A 14,833-nucleotide genomic window follows, 5' to 3' on the forward strand; every position below is an offset into this window, starting at 1 on the left:
TTGGATGAAACTTTTGAATTGCTGCCGCTATCGGGATTTCGACGAATGCGTCAGCGTCGAAGTTCTGTAATCAGGTCATTCTTCCTCCGTTTTCTGCTGGAGCGACGTACGTTCATGCGTGTCCAGGGATGCGTGTGCTTTTTAATGCGTAGGTCGATTCGACTCGGAACAATCATTGCCGCAGGACATCCACCATCATCTTTCCGGCGAGTCGGCGCAGCAGATCGGCGGAAAACTCGTTCACCAAGAAGAGCGGGCGGTGATACAGGCGTATACTTTCAATCAAACCGGCCGCATCTTTGGTGAGGACCGTTGCGCCGGCGACCAGATGGCCTCCAAACACGCCATCCCATTCAAGATACGTCCTATACGTACTGCTTTCTTCGCGGCTGAATGCGATCGTGTCATACATTTCTCTTGTCGCATCGAAGACCGCCCGGATGTCCGGCGCGCCTCGAACCGTTCTGGGCAACACTGAAGCGTCAAGCGCTACGTCCGCGGTGAAAGCAACGGAAAATTCGTCGAGGGTTGGTCGCTTGATGATTTCCGACCAGGCGTGTCCAGGTGCGAGATCGTTCCCCCAGGACTGCGTCGTGGGTGGTTGTTGATCATTCGACATCGGCCAACTCCATGAACCTGGGGTAGTCTATGTAGCCCCGGGCTCCGCCGCCGTAGGAAGTCGCGCGATCAAACCTGTTTAAAGGGGCAGACAACCGGATCCGCTCGACGAGGTCCGGATTGGCGATGAACATCCGGCCAAAGGCCACGGCGTCGGCCAGGCCGGATGAGATGGCCTCTACGCCGCTCGTCGCGGTATATCCGCCTGCGGTAATGACCGGCCCTACAAACATCCTGCGGAAAAGACTTGCGTTGTTTGCGCTATCGACGCTCGCATCATCCGCGATCCCTGCCGACGATGCCCTCGGCTCAATCAGGTGAAGGTAGGCTAGTCGGCGTTTGCTGAGCTCCGCGATCACGTAGCTGAAATGGGGAAGCGTGGCGCTGTCGCTGAGGCCGCCGAGATTTCCGTGCGGTGAAAGTCTGACGCCAACTCGATCCGAACCGATATCGTTTGATATCCCGTCCATCACTTCGAGCAACAGCCGAGACCTGTTTTCTATTGACCCGCCGTAGTCGTCCGTCCGTTGATTGCTTCCGTCCTGGAGGAATTGGTCGAGGAGGAAGCCGTTCGCGCCGTGAACTTCAACAGCATCGAAACCCGCCTCGATCGCATTTCGCGCCGCCTGCCGGAAAGAATCGATGATGGATGGAAGCTCGGAGGCCTCCAGGGCGCGCGGCGTTTCAAAGGGGACCTGGGTGGATTGGGCGGTATAAGTATGGCCAGGCGGTGTGATTGCCGAGGGCGCTACCGGCAGGCTGCCATCCGTATTGTAAGAAGAATGAGACCAGCGGCCGTGATGCACGATCTGCTGGACGATGCGACCACCGCGCTCGTGGGCGGCATCCGTAACCGCCCCCCAGCCCGCGACCTGTGCCGCGCTGTGAATACCCGGCATATTCGGATAGCCGTGCCCCTGAACGCTGATCGCGGTTGCTTCGGTGATATTCAGACCCGCCGAGGCGCGCTGCGCGTAATATTCGGCATTCAACGCCGTAGGAACGCCACCTGGACCCGCTCTCATGCGGGTCAATGCCGGCATGACGATGCGGTTCGGAAGGTCGAGAGCACCGAGTTTGATCGGTGTGAAAAGGATATCTGCCGGCATGGAGGTTGGTCCTTTCGATAACGATCGTTGGCCCGACGCCGGTGTTTGGCGACCTGAAGCCGCTGGATGGCTATGCGGAGAATTCCGTGCCGAACATGGGCCGGCCGCTTTGCGACTCTGCTTCGGTTGCTTCGTCCTGCAAAACGTCCCAATGCTCCGCGAGCATGCCGTCTGCGATCCGGACCACATCGGCCGCGATCCAACTGCGCGGCCTGCCATGACCCGAGAATCTTCCGTGGACGATCACAAGATCGTTTTCGGCGACGATGGCTCCGTGTTCGTATCGCAGCATCGCCGGCGTGTTCTTGATCAGATTGAAGAGGCCGTCGCGGCCGGGGCCGATGTGAGCGCTATGCTGGATGTAATCGGGCGACCAGAACTGCGCCGCAGCCGTATAATCTCGCCTGTTGAAGAGCGCATCGAATGCGTTGAGCACGAGCGCCTTGTTTGTTTCCTCAATCGTCTTGGACATTTGTGTTACCGCCGCAGGGTAGGAGGGTTTCGGTGACTTAGCTGAAGGTGAACATGCTGAAATCGATCGCGACCAACAGCGGTTCGGGGACCCTTTGCATCGCCTCGTCGTAGGCGTAGATCCGGCGCGTGGTCGGCATCTTGATGCCCTGGAATTCTCGGTAGTTTGTTGAGTAGTTTGCGCCGGTGGCGCCGCCCAGAATGTCGACCGTATAGTCGTGACGTCGCATCAGGCCATCGGGCCCGAAATGTGTGATCTGCGTCTTGCTATGGCTGACGACGCGGTCTGGAAACGTCACCTTCAGCCGGCGCCATTGCTCGCCGTCTTCTTCCCAAGGATCGATCTCCTCGCACTCGAATCCTTGATACGTATAAAGGAACGGCAACGTGAGGTAGGTCCAGAGCGCTTCGCTGGCGAAGAACGCGACATGGAATTTGTCCCAGGGCGTCTCGCGAACCTGTCCCGTGAATGAGGCTTGCGGATCGTCACGAGTCTCCACGATGGCGCCGTCCGATCTCACCAGCGTCTGGCGCGACGGAACGAATACCGCGGCCAGGCCGGGGGAGGAGAAGGGCGTGATCGAGAGCCGCTCTTGTTTGGTCTGGATCTCGAACGTCTTGTCCGACAACAATCCAGGCTGCTGCTTGACCTCCCAAATCGCTCCGCCAATCGAAACCTCTGCGCGAAGCGTGTTGAATTCGTTCCACCGCTCGATCCCGCCGTGGGCTTCGACAGCCATTTCCAAAAGGTCGCTCATCGGATGTTCTCCTTGAAGGCTCGCTCGAAAAGGTGTGGTCGAGCAGCGGATGTTGCGATCGGTCTTGTTCGAAACCGAAAGCCATTATCAGCGTGGCCGATTCATAGGATGACAGTCGGTCGGGCGATTGCAGCAAACCGCCCGAAATGGCATTTTCCTTCCGCGATATGGCGCCACGAACGTGGACCCACGCGCTAACGCCTTCACGCGTCTGATCGTGTCCGCCACTTCAGAATGAAGGATTGTGAGGCTGCCTTAAACTTTAGAGCGCGAGCTTCCGCCATTTTCCGGGGCTGCGCTTCTCCTGGTTCGCAAACACCCGGGAGAAGTGGCTCTGATCGACAAAGCCGCAGGCCAGAGCGATTTCAGAAAGCTCCATGCTGGTTTGCGACAGCAGTCTACGGGCGTGTTCCACTCGCTTGCGCGTGAGCCATTGATGCGGCGCCAACCCGGTCGTCTCCTTGAACGCGCGGGAGAAATAGCTGCTGGACAGATTACACTCCTCTGCCAGCAAACTGATCGTGTGGTTCAAGCCAGGATTGGCCTCGACTGCCTCCGCGACGCGCTTCATCTGCCACGGCGCCAGACCGCCGTTGACGGTCTGGCGCTCCGGCACGCTGCCGTAGGCATGTACGACGTGTGCGTGAAACGCCAACGCCATGTACTCGACGAAGATCGGCTGGGCTGTGCCAACGTTGCTCATGCTGGCCACCATCGCCTGGGCCATCCCGTACATGACAGGATCGTGCGCGCCGAGGGGCGGGGCCCGCAGACCGGCCACCCGGCGCAGGCCCCGTCCATAGGCGAGGGAGTCCAGCGCAGAGCGTGGCATATAAAACCTTACCATGTCGAAGGAGGAGTGCAGAAGAAGCTGCGGATTCTCCGACAGGTCGAAAAGGAATGTGTCACCGGGCTTCGTGGGCGGCAGTGATCCGTGGCCGCGATTTGTACGCAGTTCCCACGACTGCACCGGCTTAAGCATCACTTGGAATGCGAATGAGCCCTCGGGGGGGACTGGTCCTGCAAGGCCGTGCTCGTTGCTGTCGCACCGCAGCCGGGTGAACGCGATCGGGTTATCCGAAAGGGATGGAGCCGCCAGAGTAGGGGCCTCGCCCAATCGAAACCGCCCGCTCATGATGGCGTCGATCGATGTCGCGTCCACCGGCAAAAGCTTCTCGCGATTTCCTTTTGCGGCATCGCCTGGCAATCGAACCGGCTCCTGCTGACGGCTTGTGTATGAAGGTGCGCCGGTATTCTCTTTGATACCGGTCATCTTGAATCCCCGTCCGGTTCGGTTGCATGATCCGATGTCAGTTATTGCGAGTTGGCTGGCTTAACTTGCTGCGCTTTATCAAAGTGGACACATTTTTAGGGCAGGCCACGAGACTAGCAATCATACGTTCTAGGGCCGATACATACCATCGTATGCTCCGGATCTGCTGCATCTCGCAGTGATTTGGCGAGACTCGCTTGAATCTGCCTCATATACAGCCGACGACGGCTCTTGTAGACTTTCGCGGGTCAGGTTGGTCAGCCGCGCGCAAGTCATCTGATGCCGGTATCTTGGAAACGGCGAGGGCGTTTTCAAGCGAGAGGCCTAGGATGTCTTCAACCGGTCCCGCTGAAGTCCCCACTTCGAGTTTTGAAGGCGACGTTTGGGCTGCCCTCGATACGATGCCTGCCGTCGCAACCTGCTATCTGGCAGATGGAACGCCTGAATTCGTCAATCGCACCTGGCGCGACTATACCGGCCTGACAATCAATGAACTTGCTGGCCATCGTTGGGCCAGAGCGGTTCACCCGGACGACATGACCGCGTTGGTTTCGCAATGGCGTGTACACTTGAAGACTGGCCAGCCTTTCACAGGCGAACACCGCTTAAGGCGGACGGACGGCGAATATCGCTGGTTTCAATTTTCGGCCCAACCGTTTCCTGCCGATGCCAGCAAAATTGTTCGATGGTACGGAATTCATACCGACATCGAAGACCGCAAGCGCTTTGAGGGGGCTCTCCGAGACAGTGAGCAGCGTTTCCGTGCCTTTAACGAAGCCACATCGGATTGGTACTGGGAAACAGGTCCGGACCATCGGTTCACCTACATGCCCGACGAACGCCCATTCTTCGACTCGATCGCGGCTCCGAAACGAATCGGTCTGACGCGTTGGGAAGTCGCCGTGGATCTCGAGCTGGAGCCGGAGAAATGGAAGGTCCATATCGCCATGCTGGCCGCCCATGAGCCGTTTCGTGATTTTGTCTATCGCGTCCTGCTGAATGACGATTCGATCGCCTACATCTCGGTAAGCGGGATCCCGAGATACGATTCACAGGGTGGCTTTCTCGGTTACAGGGGCGGCGGCACCGATGTGACTTCCGTGGTACGATCCGAAATTTCGAGAACCGCGCTTCGGAAGGCTCAGGCCGATCTGGCGCATGTCACTCGGGTTACGACCCTCGGGGAATTGACGGCATCGATTGCTCACGAAGTGAATCAGCCTCTCGCAGGCGCAGTCGGCAGCGGCACGGCTTGCCTGAGATGGCTGAACAAGAGCCCACCTCGGCTCGACGAGGTCCGCTCGTCGGTGGAGGCCATCATCAGCGATTGCAATCGCGCGAGTGAGATCATCGCCCGAATTCGCGCCCTCTCGAACAAGACCGACACCAAGATGATCGCTCTGGACATCAGCGCCATTGTTTCGGAATCGATCGCGCTGATAAATCGTGAATTGAGCAATCACAGAGCGAGCCTAGAGCAGGAACTTGTCGCTGGAATTCCCCCGGTTATCGGTGATCGCGTCCAGCTTCAGCAAGTCATTATAAATTTAATCATGAATGGTGTTGAAGCCATGGAGACCGTGCCGGATGAAGATCGGACGATCGTGGTCCGGTCTGGACGCCATGGAGATGAAGCATTCGTTGAAGTTCAAGACGTCGGCTGCGGCATAGAGCCTGAGCATGTGGACAGGCTGTTCGATGCGTTTTTCACCACAAAGTCGAAAGGCCTCGGAATGGGGCTGTCGATTAGCCGGTCTATCATAGAGGCTCATGATGGGCGCTTGACGGTGAAGACCGGGAAGGCGGGAACAACAATCCGAATTGAACTTCCGCTACAGCAGAAGAAGAAGGCCGGCGGAATTATCGAGCCGCACTCATCCGTCGGGACGACAGCCCACAGGATTAATGCCGAGGGGCGCGATGAATAAGACGCAAATAAGGTCCGTAGTGTACGTAGTGGATGACGATGCCTCTGTCCGGAATTCGCTATCAAGTCTGTTTCGTTCGGTCGACTTTTCGGTCGAGAGCTTCAGTGCCGCCGGCGATTTCCTGAAACATAAGCGTGCCGATGCGCCAAGTTGCATGATTCTGGACGTCCGAATGCCTGGATTGAACGGCCTGGACTTTCAGGCAGGCCTTACTGAAGCCGGAATTGAAATCCCGATCGTATTTTTGACCGGTCGAGGCGACATCCAAATGTCGGTTCGCGCGATGAAATCCGGCGCAATCGATTTCCTGACCAAGCCCTATCGGGAGCAGGACATGTTGGATGCCGTTACGACGGCGTTGGAACGGGATCGTAAGCGGCGCGAGGCGCGTCGATTGACATCGGATATCAGGGCTTGTTTCGATACTCTCAGCACCCGCGAGAAGGAGGCGATGTCGTTTCTCGCGTCGGGCCTGATGAACAAGCAAGTAGCGGAGAAGATGGGACTGGCTGAGATCACGGTCAAGATCCACAGGGGTAGCATCATGCGAAAGATGCACGCCAAGTCGTTCGCTGACCTTGTCAAAATGTCGGAAGCATTGGGGCGCAACGACATTATTTCGATCGTCCAAACCTAAGTATAGTTCTTTCCGTAGCGCTGATGGGTCAGTGTCAATTGTGGCCTTTGCTGTCGAGGGCTCCGATGCATCAAGTGAGCGCTCTTGCCCCATCCTCCTATCGTATCAATTATTGATGACGATATTTCTGTCCGCGTTGCGGTGGCTGACATCGTGAGGTCGATGGACCTCATGGCCAAAACGTTTGCGTCCGGTCAGGACTTTCTAAGCGCGAACGGCCTTGCAGATACAGCTTGTATCGTCGCGGACGTTCAGATGCCGGGAATGAGCGGAATAGAGCTTCAGCAGGTGCTGACGGCAAAAGAGCCGAAAATACCGATGATTTTCATCACGGCGTATCCTGACGAAAGGGTTCGCGACAAGGCTATCGAGGGCGGGGCTATCTGCTTTCTAAACAAGCCTTTCGGCGGCCCTGCCATCATCGAATGCATCGAGCGAGCGTTGAGCATTCGCGATGCGGAAACCTCCGGTGACGCGGGGACAATAACGGCCCGGGAGAGCGAATGAGCCAGGCCATCACGAATGAGGGGCGGGGCGAACTCGAAAGCTCGACCATTCGCGCGATTTCGATGCGACTGATTCCGTTTCTGGTGATGGCGTATTTCTTTGCCTATCTCGACCGCGTCAATCTCGGCTTTGCCGCATTGACCATGAACGCAGATCTGAAGTTTTCGCCGACTGTATTTGCCTGGGGTGCCGGCATCTTTTTCATCGGTTATTTCATCTTCGAGGTGCCGAGCAACCTCGCGCTGGAAAGATTTGGCGCCAGTCGCTGGATCGCTCGCATAATGGTGACGTGGGGTATCATCTCGACGCTGATGGCGACGATCAGCGGGGAATGGAGTTTTTATATCCTGCGCTTCCTGCTCGGCGTTGCCGAGGCCGGCTTCTTCCCCGGCATCATCCTCTATCTAACCTATTGGTACCCGGCGGAATACCGCGGGCGATTCCTCGCTGCTTTTGTTGTCGCCGTTCCGATGTCCACCGTCATCGGGGCGCCGGTCTCAGGCCTCCTGCTTGGGCTCGACGGGGCTATGGGGCTGAAGGGCTGGCAGTGGCTGTTCGTCATCGAGGGCATCCCCTCGGCGCTGCTCGGAATCGTCACTTGGTTCTATCTGACAGACCGACCGGAGAAAGCGGAGTGGCTTAACGCCGAGCAGAAGGCGTGGCTGGCCTCAAAGCTGCAGGCCGAGAATGCCGCCAAGCAGGCCACGGGGCACTTGTCGCTCGGGCAGGTGCTGTCGTCGCCTAAAGGGATCGCGCTCAGCCTGATCTATTTCGGCTACGTGGGCGCGGTCTATGGCATGCAGTTCTGGCTGCCGCAGATCGTCAAGGCATTCGGCCTCACCAATGCGCAGACCGGCTTTGTCACCGCTATACCCTATCTTTTCGGCACCATCGCCATGATCTTGTGGGCACGACACTCCGACGCCACCCGCGAGCGCGTAGCCCATGTTGGTGGCCCGCTGTTGCTGACTGCGCTTGCGCTCGGCGTCTCCAGCTACATCACTGATCCGACTACGACGATGATCATGCTGACCATGGCCGCAATCGGCATGTTTTGCACATTTGCGGTTTTCTGGACGCTACCGACCGCGTGGCTCTCTGGGACCGCAGCCGCCGGCGCGATCGCACTGATCAATTCGATCGGGAACCTCGCCGGCTTCGGTGGGCCATATCTGATTGGCTGGGTTAAGGAAACAACCGGCAATACGTCGACCGGGTTGCTTGTCCTTTCCTTGTTGCCGCTTGCGGCAGGGCTATTGACGTTTCTCGACGGCCACGAGGCGAAGGCTGAATTCGCGACTTAAATTAACGGGCAGTGCGCGACGTGCCGCTTCTGGCGTACCAACCCTGCTTTAAAGTGGCCTGCCGGGCGGGCATTCCGGACAGGTATCGCCAATCGAATCCAGCACTTCCAATATCGCAACGGCCGCCGCATGGGGCGAGACGCCCTGCGGCGGATCCTGGCGTGCCGCATCAAGGGCGCGGTCCCGGGCATGGGGATCCGCGGTCCTTGGCCCAGCCGTGTTCCTCGCATTCGTGGATCGCGCCAGCCTTGATCTGGACCGGCCGCCACCTATGACCTGAACTCCGGCATGCTGAATTCGCAAAAGCCAAGCGCCCGGACTTGATTCACACGAGCGCTTTCCCTGGCTGTTTATGACGTTGGATGCCATTTTCGGCGATTCAAGCCGGGCGACCCAGGCTGTAATCGATGCGATAGGGCAGAACGGCGGAACTGGCTTCGATTATGACCGATTGAGGCTTCTTCTTCGGCTCCGCAACTCGGTGATCCATGGTGGAGCGCCTGATGTTTACGACTCCGGTAGATACCACCAGTACTACGAGCAATACGGTGACGATCCGCTTTACGATCTCGAAGTGATTACAGCGCAATGCCTGCGCGCGTGCATCTTTGAGGGAGCCGTAGTCGAGCACCCCGATTCCCATGCCGACCTTATCCGCGCCTACCAGGACGGCACGCTGGGTCGGCGAACGCCATGAACGCGCGGCAAAACGTCGGAAAGCTGAGGGCTATAGCTTGTCAGCCCACTTGCCGATCTCGGCGAGTATCTGTTCGAACGTCGGCTTGTCCGCGTAATAGAGTGCGCCGCTACGCTTGTAGGCGTCGGTGTAGAGTGTTCGCGTTTTCGCGTCGCTCAAGATGAATGCCTCGTTCTCGGCGATGTTCTGGTTGTCGCCTTGCCGGAAACGCGCCTGCTTGTGCGCGGTGTAGGCGCTAGTGCCGATGAACTTCTGAACCTCGGGCTGTTTGAGCAACTCATGGACATCGTAGTAGTGGCGCATGAACCCGACTGGATCGCTGCCATCCGCCTGCTGCTTTCGGAATTTCGTCGAGACGGTCTGAAGCTTTTCAACGAAGGTATGACCGGCGTCATAGCAAGGTACCTCCATGGCGCGGTTGTCGATGACGTCCACGTTGCTTGCAGCAGCCCGGTCGTAGAGCCATGAGCTGATGTCCTTTGGCGCGTTCGGAGCTACCGTATCGAAACCGACCTCCAGGAGGACGCCCTCCCGAAGGCCTTCCATCGCCTCGACGACCGTCGTGTAGTTCAGCTTAATGCCGGCGCTGCGATAGTTCGGCACATCATCGAACTCGGCGTCGCGCTCGACCTTTGGGATGCCGTCAATCTTGATCTCGCCAGCAAGCCAATCGTAGAAGTCCTTGCGTGACTGGATATGGGCCGGTTTGTTTTGTTTTTTGCCGGTTTTTACATCCTGGCCTGGGAACGGTTCGATCAGAATATCGATGTCTTCCGAAAACCGGCTGATGATCTTATGACCTTTGGAGAGCGATGTGCCGCCTTTGAGTTGGAAAATGAAGCCCAACTCGTCAAGTCCATAAAGGCAGTGCATGATCCAGTAGTCTTTTTCGACCAGAGCTGGATCAATGCCCTTTTCTTCCGCCACAATCCGGATCAGATCCGCGAATTGCGGATGATTGTGGAGGAAATCACGCGGCACGTAGTTCGCTCGGCCTCAACGCGCGATCGAAGAATTTCTTCGTTCGCTCGTTTCCATACTCGCGGACAGCGCGGCGCAAGCGGCGGCGATCGGACGACGCAGCGCGCTGCTCGACCCGCTTGAGAACTTCTTCCTTCGCTTCCGCTAGCTGATCAACGTTGTTGACGAGATCAACAAGCAGAAACTCCCGCGTCAGCGACTTTGGAAAGCGCGGCTTCACGCGGAAGGCAAATTTGCGATTGCCGAGCTGAAACTCTCCGTGGCGCTTGTGATTGTAAACGACGGTCTTGTCATAAAGCTGCGTCGTTCCCACGCCCAGGCCGTTGTAGGCATTGGGTGAGGCCAGCAGAAACGTATCGTCCTTCAGAAAGGCGCTCACGACATCCTTGTCGGAAGCGGGAGCCGGACCGAAAGCCGTTTCCTTCGGATAGGCATAGAGCCCGCCCGAAAGCTTCTTGAGCGTGCCACTCTCGACCAGTTCCTTGAGATGCCGATCGACAGACGTCGACCATCGGGCCAAATCCGCCCGTCGATAGGCATGGCCCGGCTTCAGGTGCTTCTTGAGGGCTTCGAGCTTCGTCATGGCTTCGAATATAAGTCAGAACTGACTATTTTGCAAGTTTTTTCATTGAAAAATCATGCATTGAGCCGTGCAAGTATATGATTTATATGATTATTTTTTTAAAGCAATTGACTAACTCGATAGAATTTCAAAAGCATCAGGATGAACGCGGAAAATCTGCTCGAACCGTGTCTTGGCCCAGTCCGCCATCTCTGCCTTCGAATAGGTTTGCGTCAACCAATCAAAGTCGTAGCGAAATGGCCCATCATTCAGAATCCACTGGCGGGTAAGATCATAGTTGATGACATTTGCGTAGAAATTGCTGAGCGTCTTCGTGATGACCTCTGGGGCTTTCCCAGGGATGTTCCTAGGGAAAATGCCGTCATCATCCGCCCTATCGGAAAAGAGGGACAGATATTTGAGAAAGAGAGACTGACTGTTATCGGAAACACGCGGCGCAGCGAGCCACGCGCCTGCCCAGCAGAAGAATTCCGGATGCTTCAACTTGTCTATCGAGAAGCTAACGAAATAGGAAAGCAGAACGCGTACAACGACGTTGCCGGGATCGAACCGGAATGTTTCCTTTTCTGAGAGAATTTCGACAACACCAGGCATGTCAGTCGCCCAGCTCTCGATCACCGAAAGTGCCACGCCCGGGTGGTCATACCCACATGCTTTCGTTAGCATATCGGCGACCTGCATATACTCCTGACGCGAATACTCGGTAATGCGGCCTAATAATTCAGGGTGCTCGTTTCGCACCGACTGGCACAGCCGCAAAAAACGAATGCCCGGATCGACGTCGATAATGAAATTCTCGAAACTTTCGATATCGAGCGGAAAGCCCGCGGTCGGGTTGATCGCGAGATCGACGATCAGAAGAAAAAGAGCGACGACAGGATCATCGACGAGTTTAGGCCAAGGCGAATTCGTTGCTTTGAGAAAGCCATCGAAGGCTTCCCCGTACACGCCCTTGAAATAGCCGGCGTCCTTCAACGTATCCATTGTAGGAGGATTGGCCATTCCGAACGTTAGGAATTGCAATTGGATCATGCGCGCTTGGCCCTCGAACAACGCATGCAATCCCAGGGGAGCAACCCGCACCTGCGTGTCGCGCGCCCAGCCTTCCAACTTTGCATCCAAGAGGCCGGCGGCCAAACCGCAGCGGAAGTCGGCCTAGGCCGATCTGGTGCGCAGCCGGCCCTCGTAATCGCGCTTGCCGAGCGGCACGCCCCGCGTGCGCAGGATGTCGTAGGCGGTGACGGCGTGGAAATGGAAGTTCGGCAGCGAAAACGAGAGAATGAAGGTCTCCGGCGTGAAGGCGAGTTTCCGCGGGCCGATCTGGAGGTCCAGGGCCTTGCCCGCCCACCCGTTGACCTCATTGGGGGTAAACGCCTCCAGCGCCTTTTCCGCCTGGTCAATCATGGTCTGCAGGTCGGCGAACGGGATCGGTCCGACCAGGGCGGGCGGGGCGAACACGCCGGTCTTCACGGCCTCCAACCCCCACACGGAATGGTGCGCCAGGGCTTCGATCTGGAAATGGAAGGGCGCCATGTCGTCGAAGAGGCGGGCGTGCACGAAGTCGTCCGGGTCGGCGGCTGTCTCGGCGAAGTGGCTGGCCGCGCGACCCAGGAAGCCCGCGACGGCGCTCACGGTCTGCAGGAAGGTCGGCACGCTGAGGTCATAGAGTGATGTCGCCATCGGCTTTCCCTTGCTTGAGCCGGCCTCCGTTAGCGCCGGGCGAACCCCGCGCTGTCGCGGAGGACAAAGCAACAATACCCACGCCGTCGTCGATCCAGCAATCTCCCGCCAGCGAAACTCGGTTGAGCGCTTCTTCTGTCGAGATTTCACGGGCCGGCCGCTGTTCGCCCGCTAAATTCTCTGCTTGCGAGGTAGACAGCGCGGCTGATCGCATGGCAGCGGTCAGTCCGTGGTGCGGGGAAAACGTCTCATGGCGAAAAAACTCAAGACCTACCAGACTTCGCTGGGCTTCTTCGATCTGGCGATGGCCGCTCCCTCCATGAAAGCGGCTCTGGAAGCGTGGGGCGCAGATAGCAATCTCTTCCATCAGGGCGCGGCGCAGGAGAGCCACGATCCGGACGTCATCGCCGCGACCATGGCAAAGCCCGGCGTCGTTCTCAGGCGCCCGGTCGGAACAGACCGACCTTTCAGCGAACATGCCGAGCTGCCCACCGATCTCGGCGGCGGCGGACCAACGAAAGCCGCCCGCAAGTCGAAAGGTCTGAAGACGAAGAAGCCTTCCTCTCGCCCCGTCGATAAGGCTGCGGAACGAAAGGCCGCTCTCGCCTTCGAAAAGGAGCAGAAGCGGCGCCAGCTTGAACAGGCGAAGGAAGAGACCGCCAGGCAGAAGGACCGTGAACGCCGGCAGCAGGCGGTCGACAAGGCGCAGGCTGCGCTGGACAAGGCTGAGCAAGAGCACGCGAAGCGGGCCGCCGCGATCCAGGCCGAGGTCGAGGCTCTCGAGAAGAGATCGCAGGCGGAAAAAGCCCGCTGGGATAAGGAGAAGGAGCGATCGGAAGGCGCGCTGCGGCGCGCGCGGGGTTAGTTTCCGTCATGCCTGGCGCAGGTCCTTCTAATCAGGAGGGCATTCTGGGCAGGTATCACCGATCGCGTTCAGCACGTCGCGAACCTCGGCCGCCGCTGCATCAGGGGAGACGCCTGCAGGCGGGTCTACGCGGGCGATATCAAAGGCCCGCTCCCTTGCATGCGGATCGGCCCGGTCTTGCATCCAACCGTGCTCCTCGCACTCGCGGATGGCGCCAGCGTTCTGAAGCACGTCAATCGCCCATCCGCGCATCGTCCGTATCGCCGGCCTTCGTTCACTTGTCATCAGCATAGGAATAGCTCCTGATACGGCGAATCGTTTTGTCCGTTATTCGTTCCGGCTGCTAACACATGGCTGGGATTCGCAATCGCGGGAACTCGAGGCTTGGAGTGATGCCGCCCGCGAACCCGCGATGAAATCCAGAGCCCCAGCTCGCGCGTCATTTCCGTTTTTGCGCGTCCGGCAAGTGCCGCACCGGGCTCTCGTGAACCGAGCCGCGTCGCGTCTCGGCCATTCGGCTTCGATCACTCGCGCAGAAAAGTGTGTCGCTCGCCGGAGGCACTCGCCCTCGGTCCCGCCGTCATTGCATGCCGGCGTCGCTATCACTGCCCTCGCGTCGGCTGCCTTTTTCTCAAGGGGATGGCTTGCAGCAACCAACATGCCCAGTACTCTAGCCCTAAGGGGCTCCGCCCTTCTCACGCTCCAGGGTAAAGCACCGGCTGATGCCGGCGCAGACCCGAGCGGAATTCGGGACGCGGTTTGGCCTGAAGTCAATCGGACGTGGGCGCGTTGTGCTCAGCGCTCGGACACCCGCCCGAACAACGGCACGTCGCATCGATCCGGTTGGATCAGTCACCGTTGCGGTGGGAACAGATCAGCGTGAAGCTGTCGTCGCCACTCCCTTCACCAGGGAGGCGTGGGCGGGGGCAGGCAGACCTATCGGTCATCTCTGACATCGAGATTGTGAGCTGGATTCCGCGGGTCTTGCGAGGCGCGCGACCTGCAACGCCGCAGTACGAAATCATGCACCGTCGTTCGCTGGGGTCGCGCCTTCGCCGCCGTGGATGCGCGGGCGCACGTCTTTGTCCGTTCGGTAACGCAATCCCTTGTGCGGCGACGATGATGGCAGTCATGGCGGTCTCAATCGGTCTGTTTGATGGGCGCGTCCCACGCAACCTCGAATGGACGGATCAGGCCCGAGGGGCGGCTGCGCCTCGATCGCCTTCCCGCAACGGCTAAGCCTGCTTTTTTCCCCTGCCGCGAAGTGGCGGCATTCCTCGCGGAAAGCAAAAAAGCCGTCTACCGCCGTCCTGCGCTGCGCTGCGGGCCTGACGGCTGCGGGCCGATCGCTCCCGGGCCAAGGACCGCCATCGAGGCTGCGACGGTCGCGGCCCGACAACAGACGGAGACCACCATGGCTAC

General features: G+C 58.5%; 16 protein-coding genes and 1 pseudogene. 5 read left to right on the top strand and 12 right to left on the bottom strand.

Annotated features, from left to right (window positions below; all coding sequences use genetic code 11):
• Positions 1-172: 172 nt before the first annotated feature.
• The 5 genes from UP10_RS44970 to UP10_RS40430 all read right to left on the bottom strand — a co-directional run bounded on the left by UP10_RS44970 (position 173) and on the right by UP10_RS40430 (position 4,229).
• Positions 173-619, bottom strand: coding sequence for a hypothetical protein (locus tag UP10_RS44970; RefSeq protein ID WP_044592726.1), 447 nt, complete (start codon positions 617-619; stop codon positions 173-175).
• Complete coding sequence (locus UP10_RS40415) at positions 609-1,727, bottom strand: alkene reductase (RefSeq protein ID WP_044592727.1); 1,119 nt, start codon at positions 1,725-1,727, stop codon at positions 609-611. The genes UP10_RS44970 and UP10_RS40415 overlap by 11 nt, the downstream gene beginning before the upstream one ends.
• A 70-nt stretch (positions 1,728-1,797) precedes the next feature.
• Entirely contained in the window at positions 1,798-2,199 is a 402-nt protein-coding gene (locus UP10_RS40420; RefSeq protein WP_044592728.1) for a nuclear transport factor 2 family protein, read from the bottom strand.
• A gap of 37 nt (positions 2,200-2,236) precedes the next feature.
• Positions 2,237-2,956, bottom strand: coding sequence for a hypothetical protein (locus UP10_RS40425; protein WP_044592729.1), 720 nt, complete (start codon positions 2,954-2,956; stop codon positions 2,237-2,239).
• A 262-nt stretch (positions 2,957-3,218) separates the two neighbouring features.
• Positions 3,219-4,229 carry a helix-turn-helix domain-containing protein gene (locus UP10_RS40430; RefSeq protein WP_082077536.1) on the bottom strand — a complete coding sequence of 337 codons (1,011 nt, stop codon included), beginning with the start codon at positions 4,227-4,229 and terminating at the stop codon, positions 3,219-3,221.
• A 329-nt stretch (positions 4,230-4,558) separates the two neighbouring features.
• On the opposite strand from UP10_RS40430, the gene UP10_RS40435 reads away from it, so the two are divergent.
• From UP10_RS40435 to UP10_RS40450, 4 genes are all read left to right on the top strand, one after another.
• Positions 4,559-6,157: a sensor histidine kinase gene (locus UP10_RS40435; RefSeq protein WP_082077537.1), complete on the top strand. Its 1,599-nt coding sequence runs from the start codon at positions 4,559-4,561 to the stop codon at positions 6,155-6,157.
• On the top strand, positions 6,150-6,794 hold the full coding sequence (locus UP10_RS40440; protein WP_044592740.1) for a response regulator transcription factor: 645 nt from the start codon (positions 6,150-6,152) through the stop codon (positions 6,792-6,794). The genes UP10_RS40435 and UP10_RS40440 overlap by 8 nt, the downstream gene beginning before the upstream one ends.
• A gap of 84 nt (positions 6,795-6,878) precedes the next feature.
• The gene (locus UP10_RS40445; RefSeq protein WP_050044055.1) at positions 6,879-7,301 is read left to right on the top strand and encodes a response regulator transcription factor; all 423 of its coding nucleotides are present in this window, start codon (positions 6,879-6,881) and stop codon (positions 7,299-7,301) included.
• Positions 7,298-8,605: an MFS transporter gene (locus tag UP10_RS40450; protein ID WP_044592730.1), complete on the top strand. Its 1,308-nt coding sequence runs from the start codon at positions 7,298-7,300 to the stop codon at positions 8,603-8,605. The genes UP10_RS40445 and UP10_RS40450 overlap by 4 nt, the downstream gene beginning before the upstream one ends.
• Before the next feature lie 48 nt (positions 8,606-8,653).
• On the opposite strand, the pseudogene UP10_RS46235 reads toward UP10_RS40450, so the two are convergent.
• From UP10_RS46235 to UP10_RS40475, 6 genes and pseudogenes are all read right to left on the bottom strand, one after another.
• Positions 8,654-8,858: pseudogene (locus tag UP10_RS46235) on the bottom strand (hypothetical protein).
• Between the two features lie 126 nt (positions 8,859-8,984).
• Complete coding sequence (locus tag UP10_RS45660) at positions 8,985-9,248, bottom strand: hypothetical protein (RefSeq protein ID WP_156180747.1); 264 nt, start codon at positions 9,246-9,248, stop codon at positions 8,985-8,987.
• Between the two features lie 84 nt (positions 9,249-9,332).
• Entirely contained in the window at positions 9,333-10,283 is a 951-nt protein-coding gene (locus UP10_RS40460) for a nucleotidyl transferase AbiEii/AbiGii toxin family protein (protein WP_044592732.1), read from the bottom strand.
• Positions 10,273-10,866 carry a hypothetical protein gene (locus tag UP10_RS40465; RefSeq protein ID WP_044592733.1) on the bottom strand — a complete coding sequence of 198 codons (594 nt, stop codon included), beginning with the start codon at positions 10,864-10,866 and terminating at the stop codon, positions 10,273-10,275. The genes UP10_RS40460 and UP10_RS40465 overlap by 11 nt, the downstream gene beginning before the upstream one ends.
• 111 nt (positions 10,867-10,977) lie before the next feature.
• Complete coding sequence (locus UP10_RS40470) at positions 10,978-11,976, bottom strand: hypothetical protein (protein WP_156180749.1); 999 nt, start codon at positions 11,974-11,976, stop codon at positions 10,978-10,980.
• Between the two features lie 45 nt (positions 11,977-12,021).
• Positions 12,022-12,546, bottom strand: a complete 525-nt coding sequence (locus UP10_RS40475; protein WP_044592734.1) for a DUF1993 domain-containing protein — start codon at positions 12,544-12,546, stop codon at positions 12,022-12,024.
• Between the two features lie 250 nt (positions 12,547-12,796).
• On the opposite strand from UP10_RS40475, the gene UP10_RS40480 reads away from it, so the two are divergent.
• Complete coding sequence (locus tag UP10_RS40480) at positions 12,797-13,411, top strand: hypothetical protein (RefSeq protein WP_044592735.1); 615 nt, start codon at positions 12,797-12,799, stop codon at positions 13,409-13,411.
• Between the two features lie 27 nt (positions 13,412-13,438).
• On the opposite strand, the gene UP10_RS40485 is transcribed toward UP10_RS40480, so the two are convergent.
• Entirely contained in the window at positions 13,439-13,702 is a 264-nt protein-coding gene (locus UP10_RS40485; protein WP_044592736.1) for a hypothetical protein, read from the bottom strand.
• Positions 13,703-14,833: the final 1,131 nt, after the last annotated feature.

Source organism: Bradyrhizobium sp. LTSPM299, assembly GCF_000938235.1.
GTDB lineage: Bacteria > Pseudomonadota > Alphaproteobacteria > Rhizobiales > Xanthobacteraceae > Bradyrhizobium.

Coding starts and splice junctions, on each gene's coding strand:
- UP10_RS44970 (WP_044592726.1), bottom strand. CDS start 619: ATGTCGAATGATCAACAACCACCCACGACGCAGTCCTGGGGGAACGAT.
- UP10_RS40415 (WP_044592727.1), bottom strand. CDS start 1,727: ATGCCGGCAGATATCCTTTTCACACCGATCAAACTCGGTGCTCTCGAC.
- UP10_RS40420 (WP_044592728.1), bottom strand. CDS start 2,199: ATGTCCAAGACGATTGAGGAAACAAACAAGGCGCTCGTGCTCAACGCA.
- UP10_RS40425 (WP_044592729.1), bottom strand. CDS start 2,956: ATGAGCGACCTTTTGGAAATGGCTGTCGAAGCCCACGGCGGGATCGAG.
- UP10_RS40430 (WP_082077536.1), bottom strand. CDS start 4,229: ATGACCGGTATCAAAGAGAATACCGGCGCACCTTCATACACAAGCCGT.
- UP10_RS40435 (WP_082077537.1), top strand. CDS start 4,559: ATGTCTTCAACCGGTCCCGCTGAAGTCCCCACTTCGAGTTTTGAAGGC.
- UP10_RS40440 (WP_044592740.1), top strand. CDS start 6,150: ATGAATAAGACGCAAATAAGGTCCGTAGTGTACGTAGTGGATGACGAT.
- UP10_RS40450 (WP_044592730.1), top strand. CDS start 7,298: ATGAGCCAGGCCATCACGAATGAGGGGCGGGGCGAACTCGAAAGCTCG.
- UP10_RS45660 (WP_156180747.1), bottom strand. CDS start 9,248: ATGGGAATCGGGGTGCTCGACTACGGCTCCCTCAAAGATGCACGCGCG.
- UP10_RS40465 (WP_044592733.1), bottom strand. CDS start 10,866: ATGACGAAGCTCGAAGCCCTCAAGAAGCACCTGAAGCCGGGCCATGCC.
- UP10_RS40475 (WP_044592734.1), bottom strand. CDS start 12,546: ATGGCGACATCACTCTATGACCTCAGCGTGCCGACCTTCCTGCAGACC.
- UP10_RS40480 (WP_044592735.1), top strand. CDS start 12,797: ATGGCGAAAAAACTCAAGACCTACCAGACTTCGCTGGGCTTCTTCGAT.
- UP10_RS40485 (WP_044592736.1), bottom strand. CDS start 13,702: ATGCTGATGACAAGTGAACGAAGGCCGGCGATACGGACGATGCGCGGA.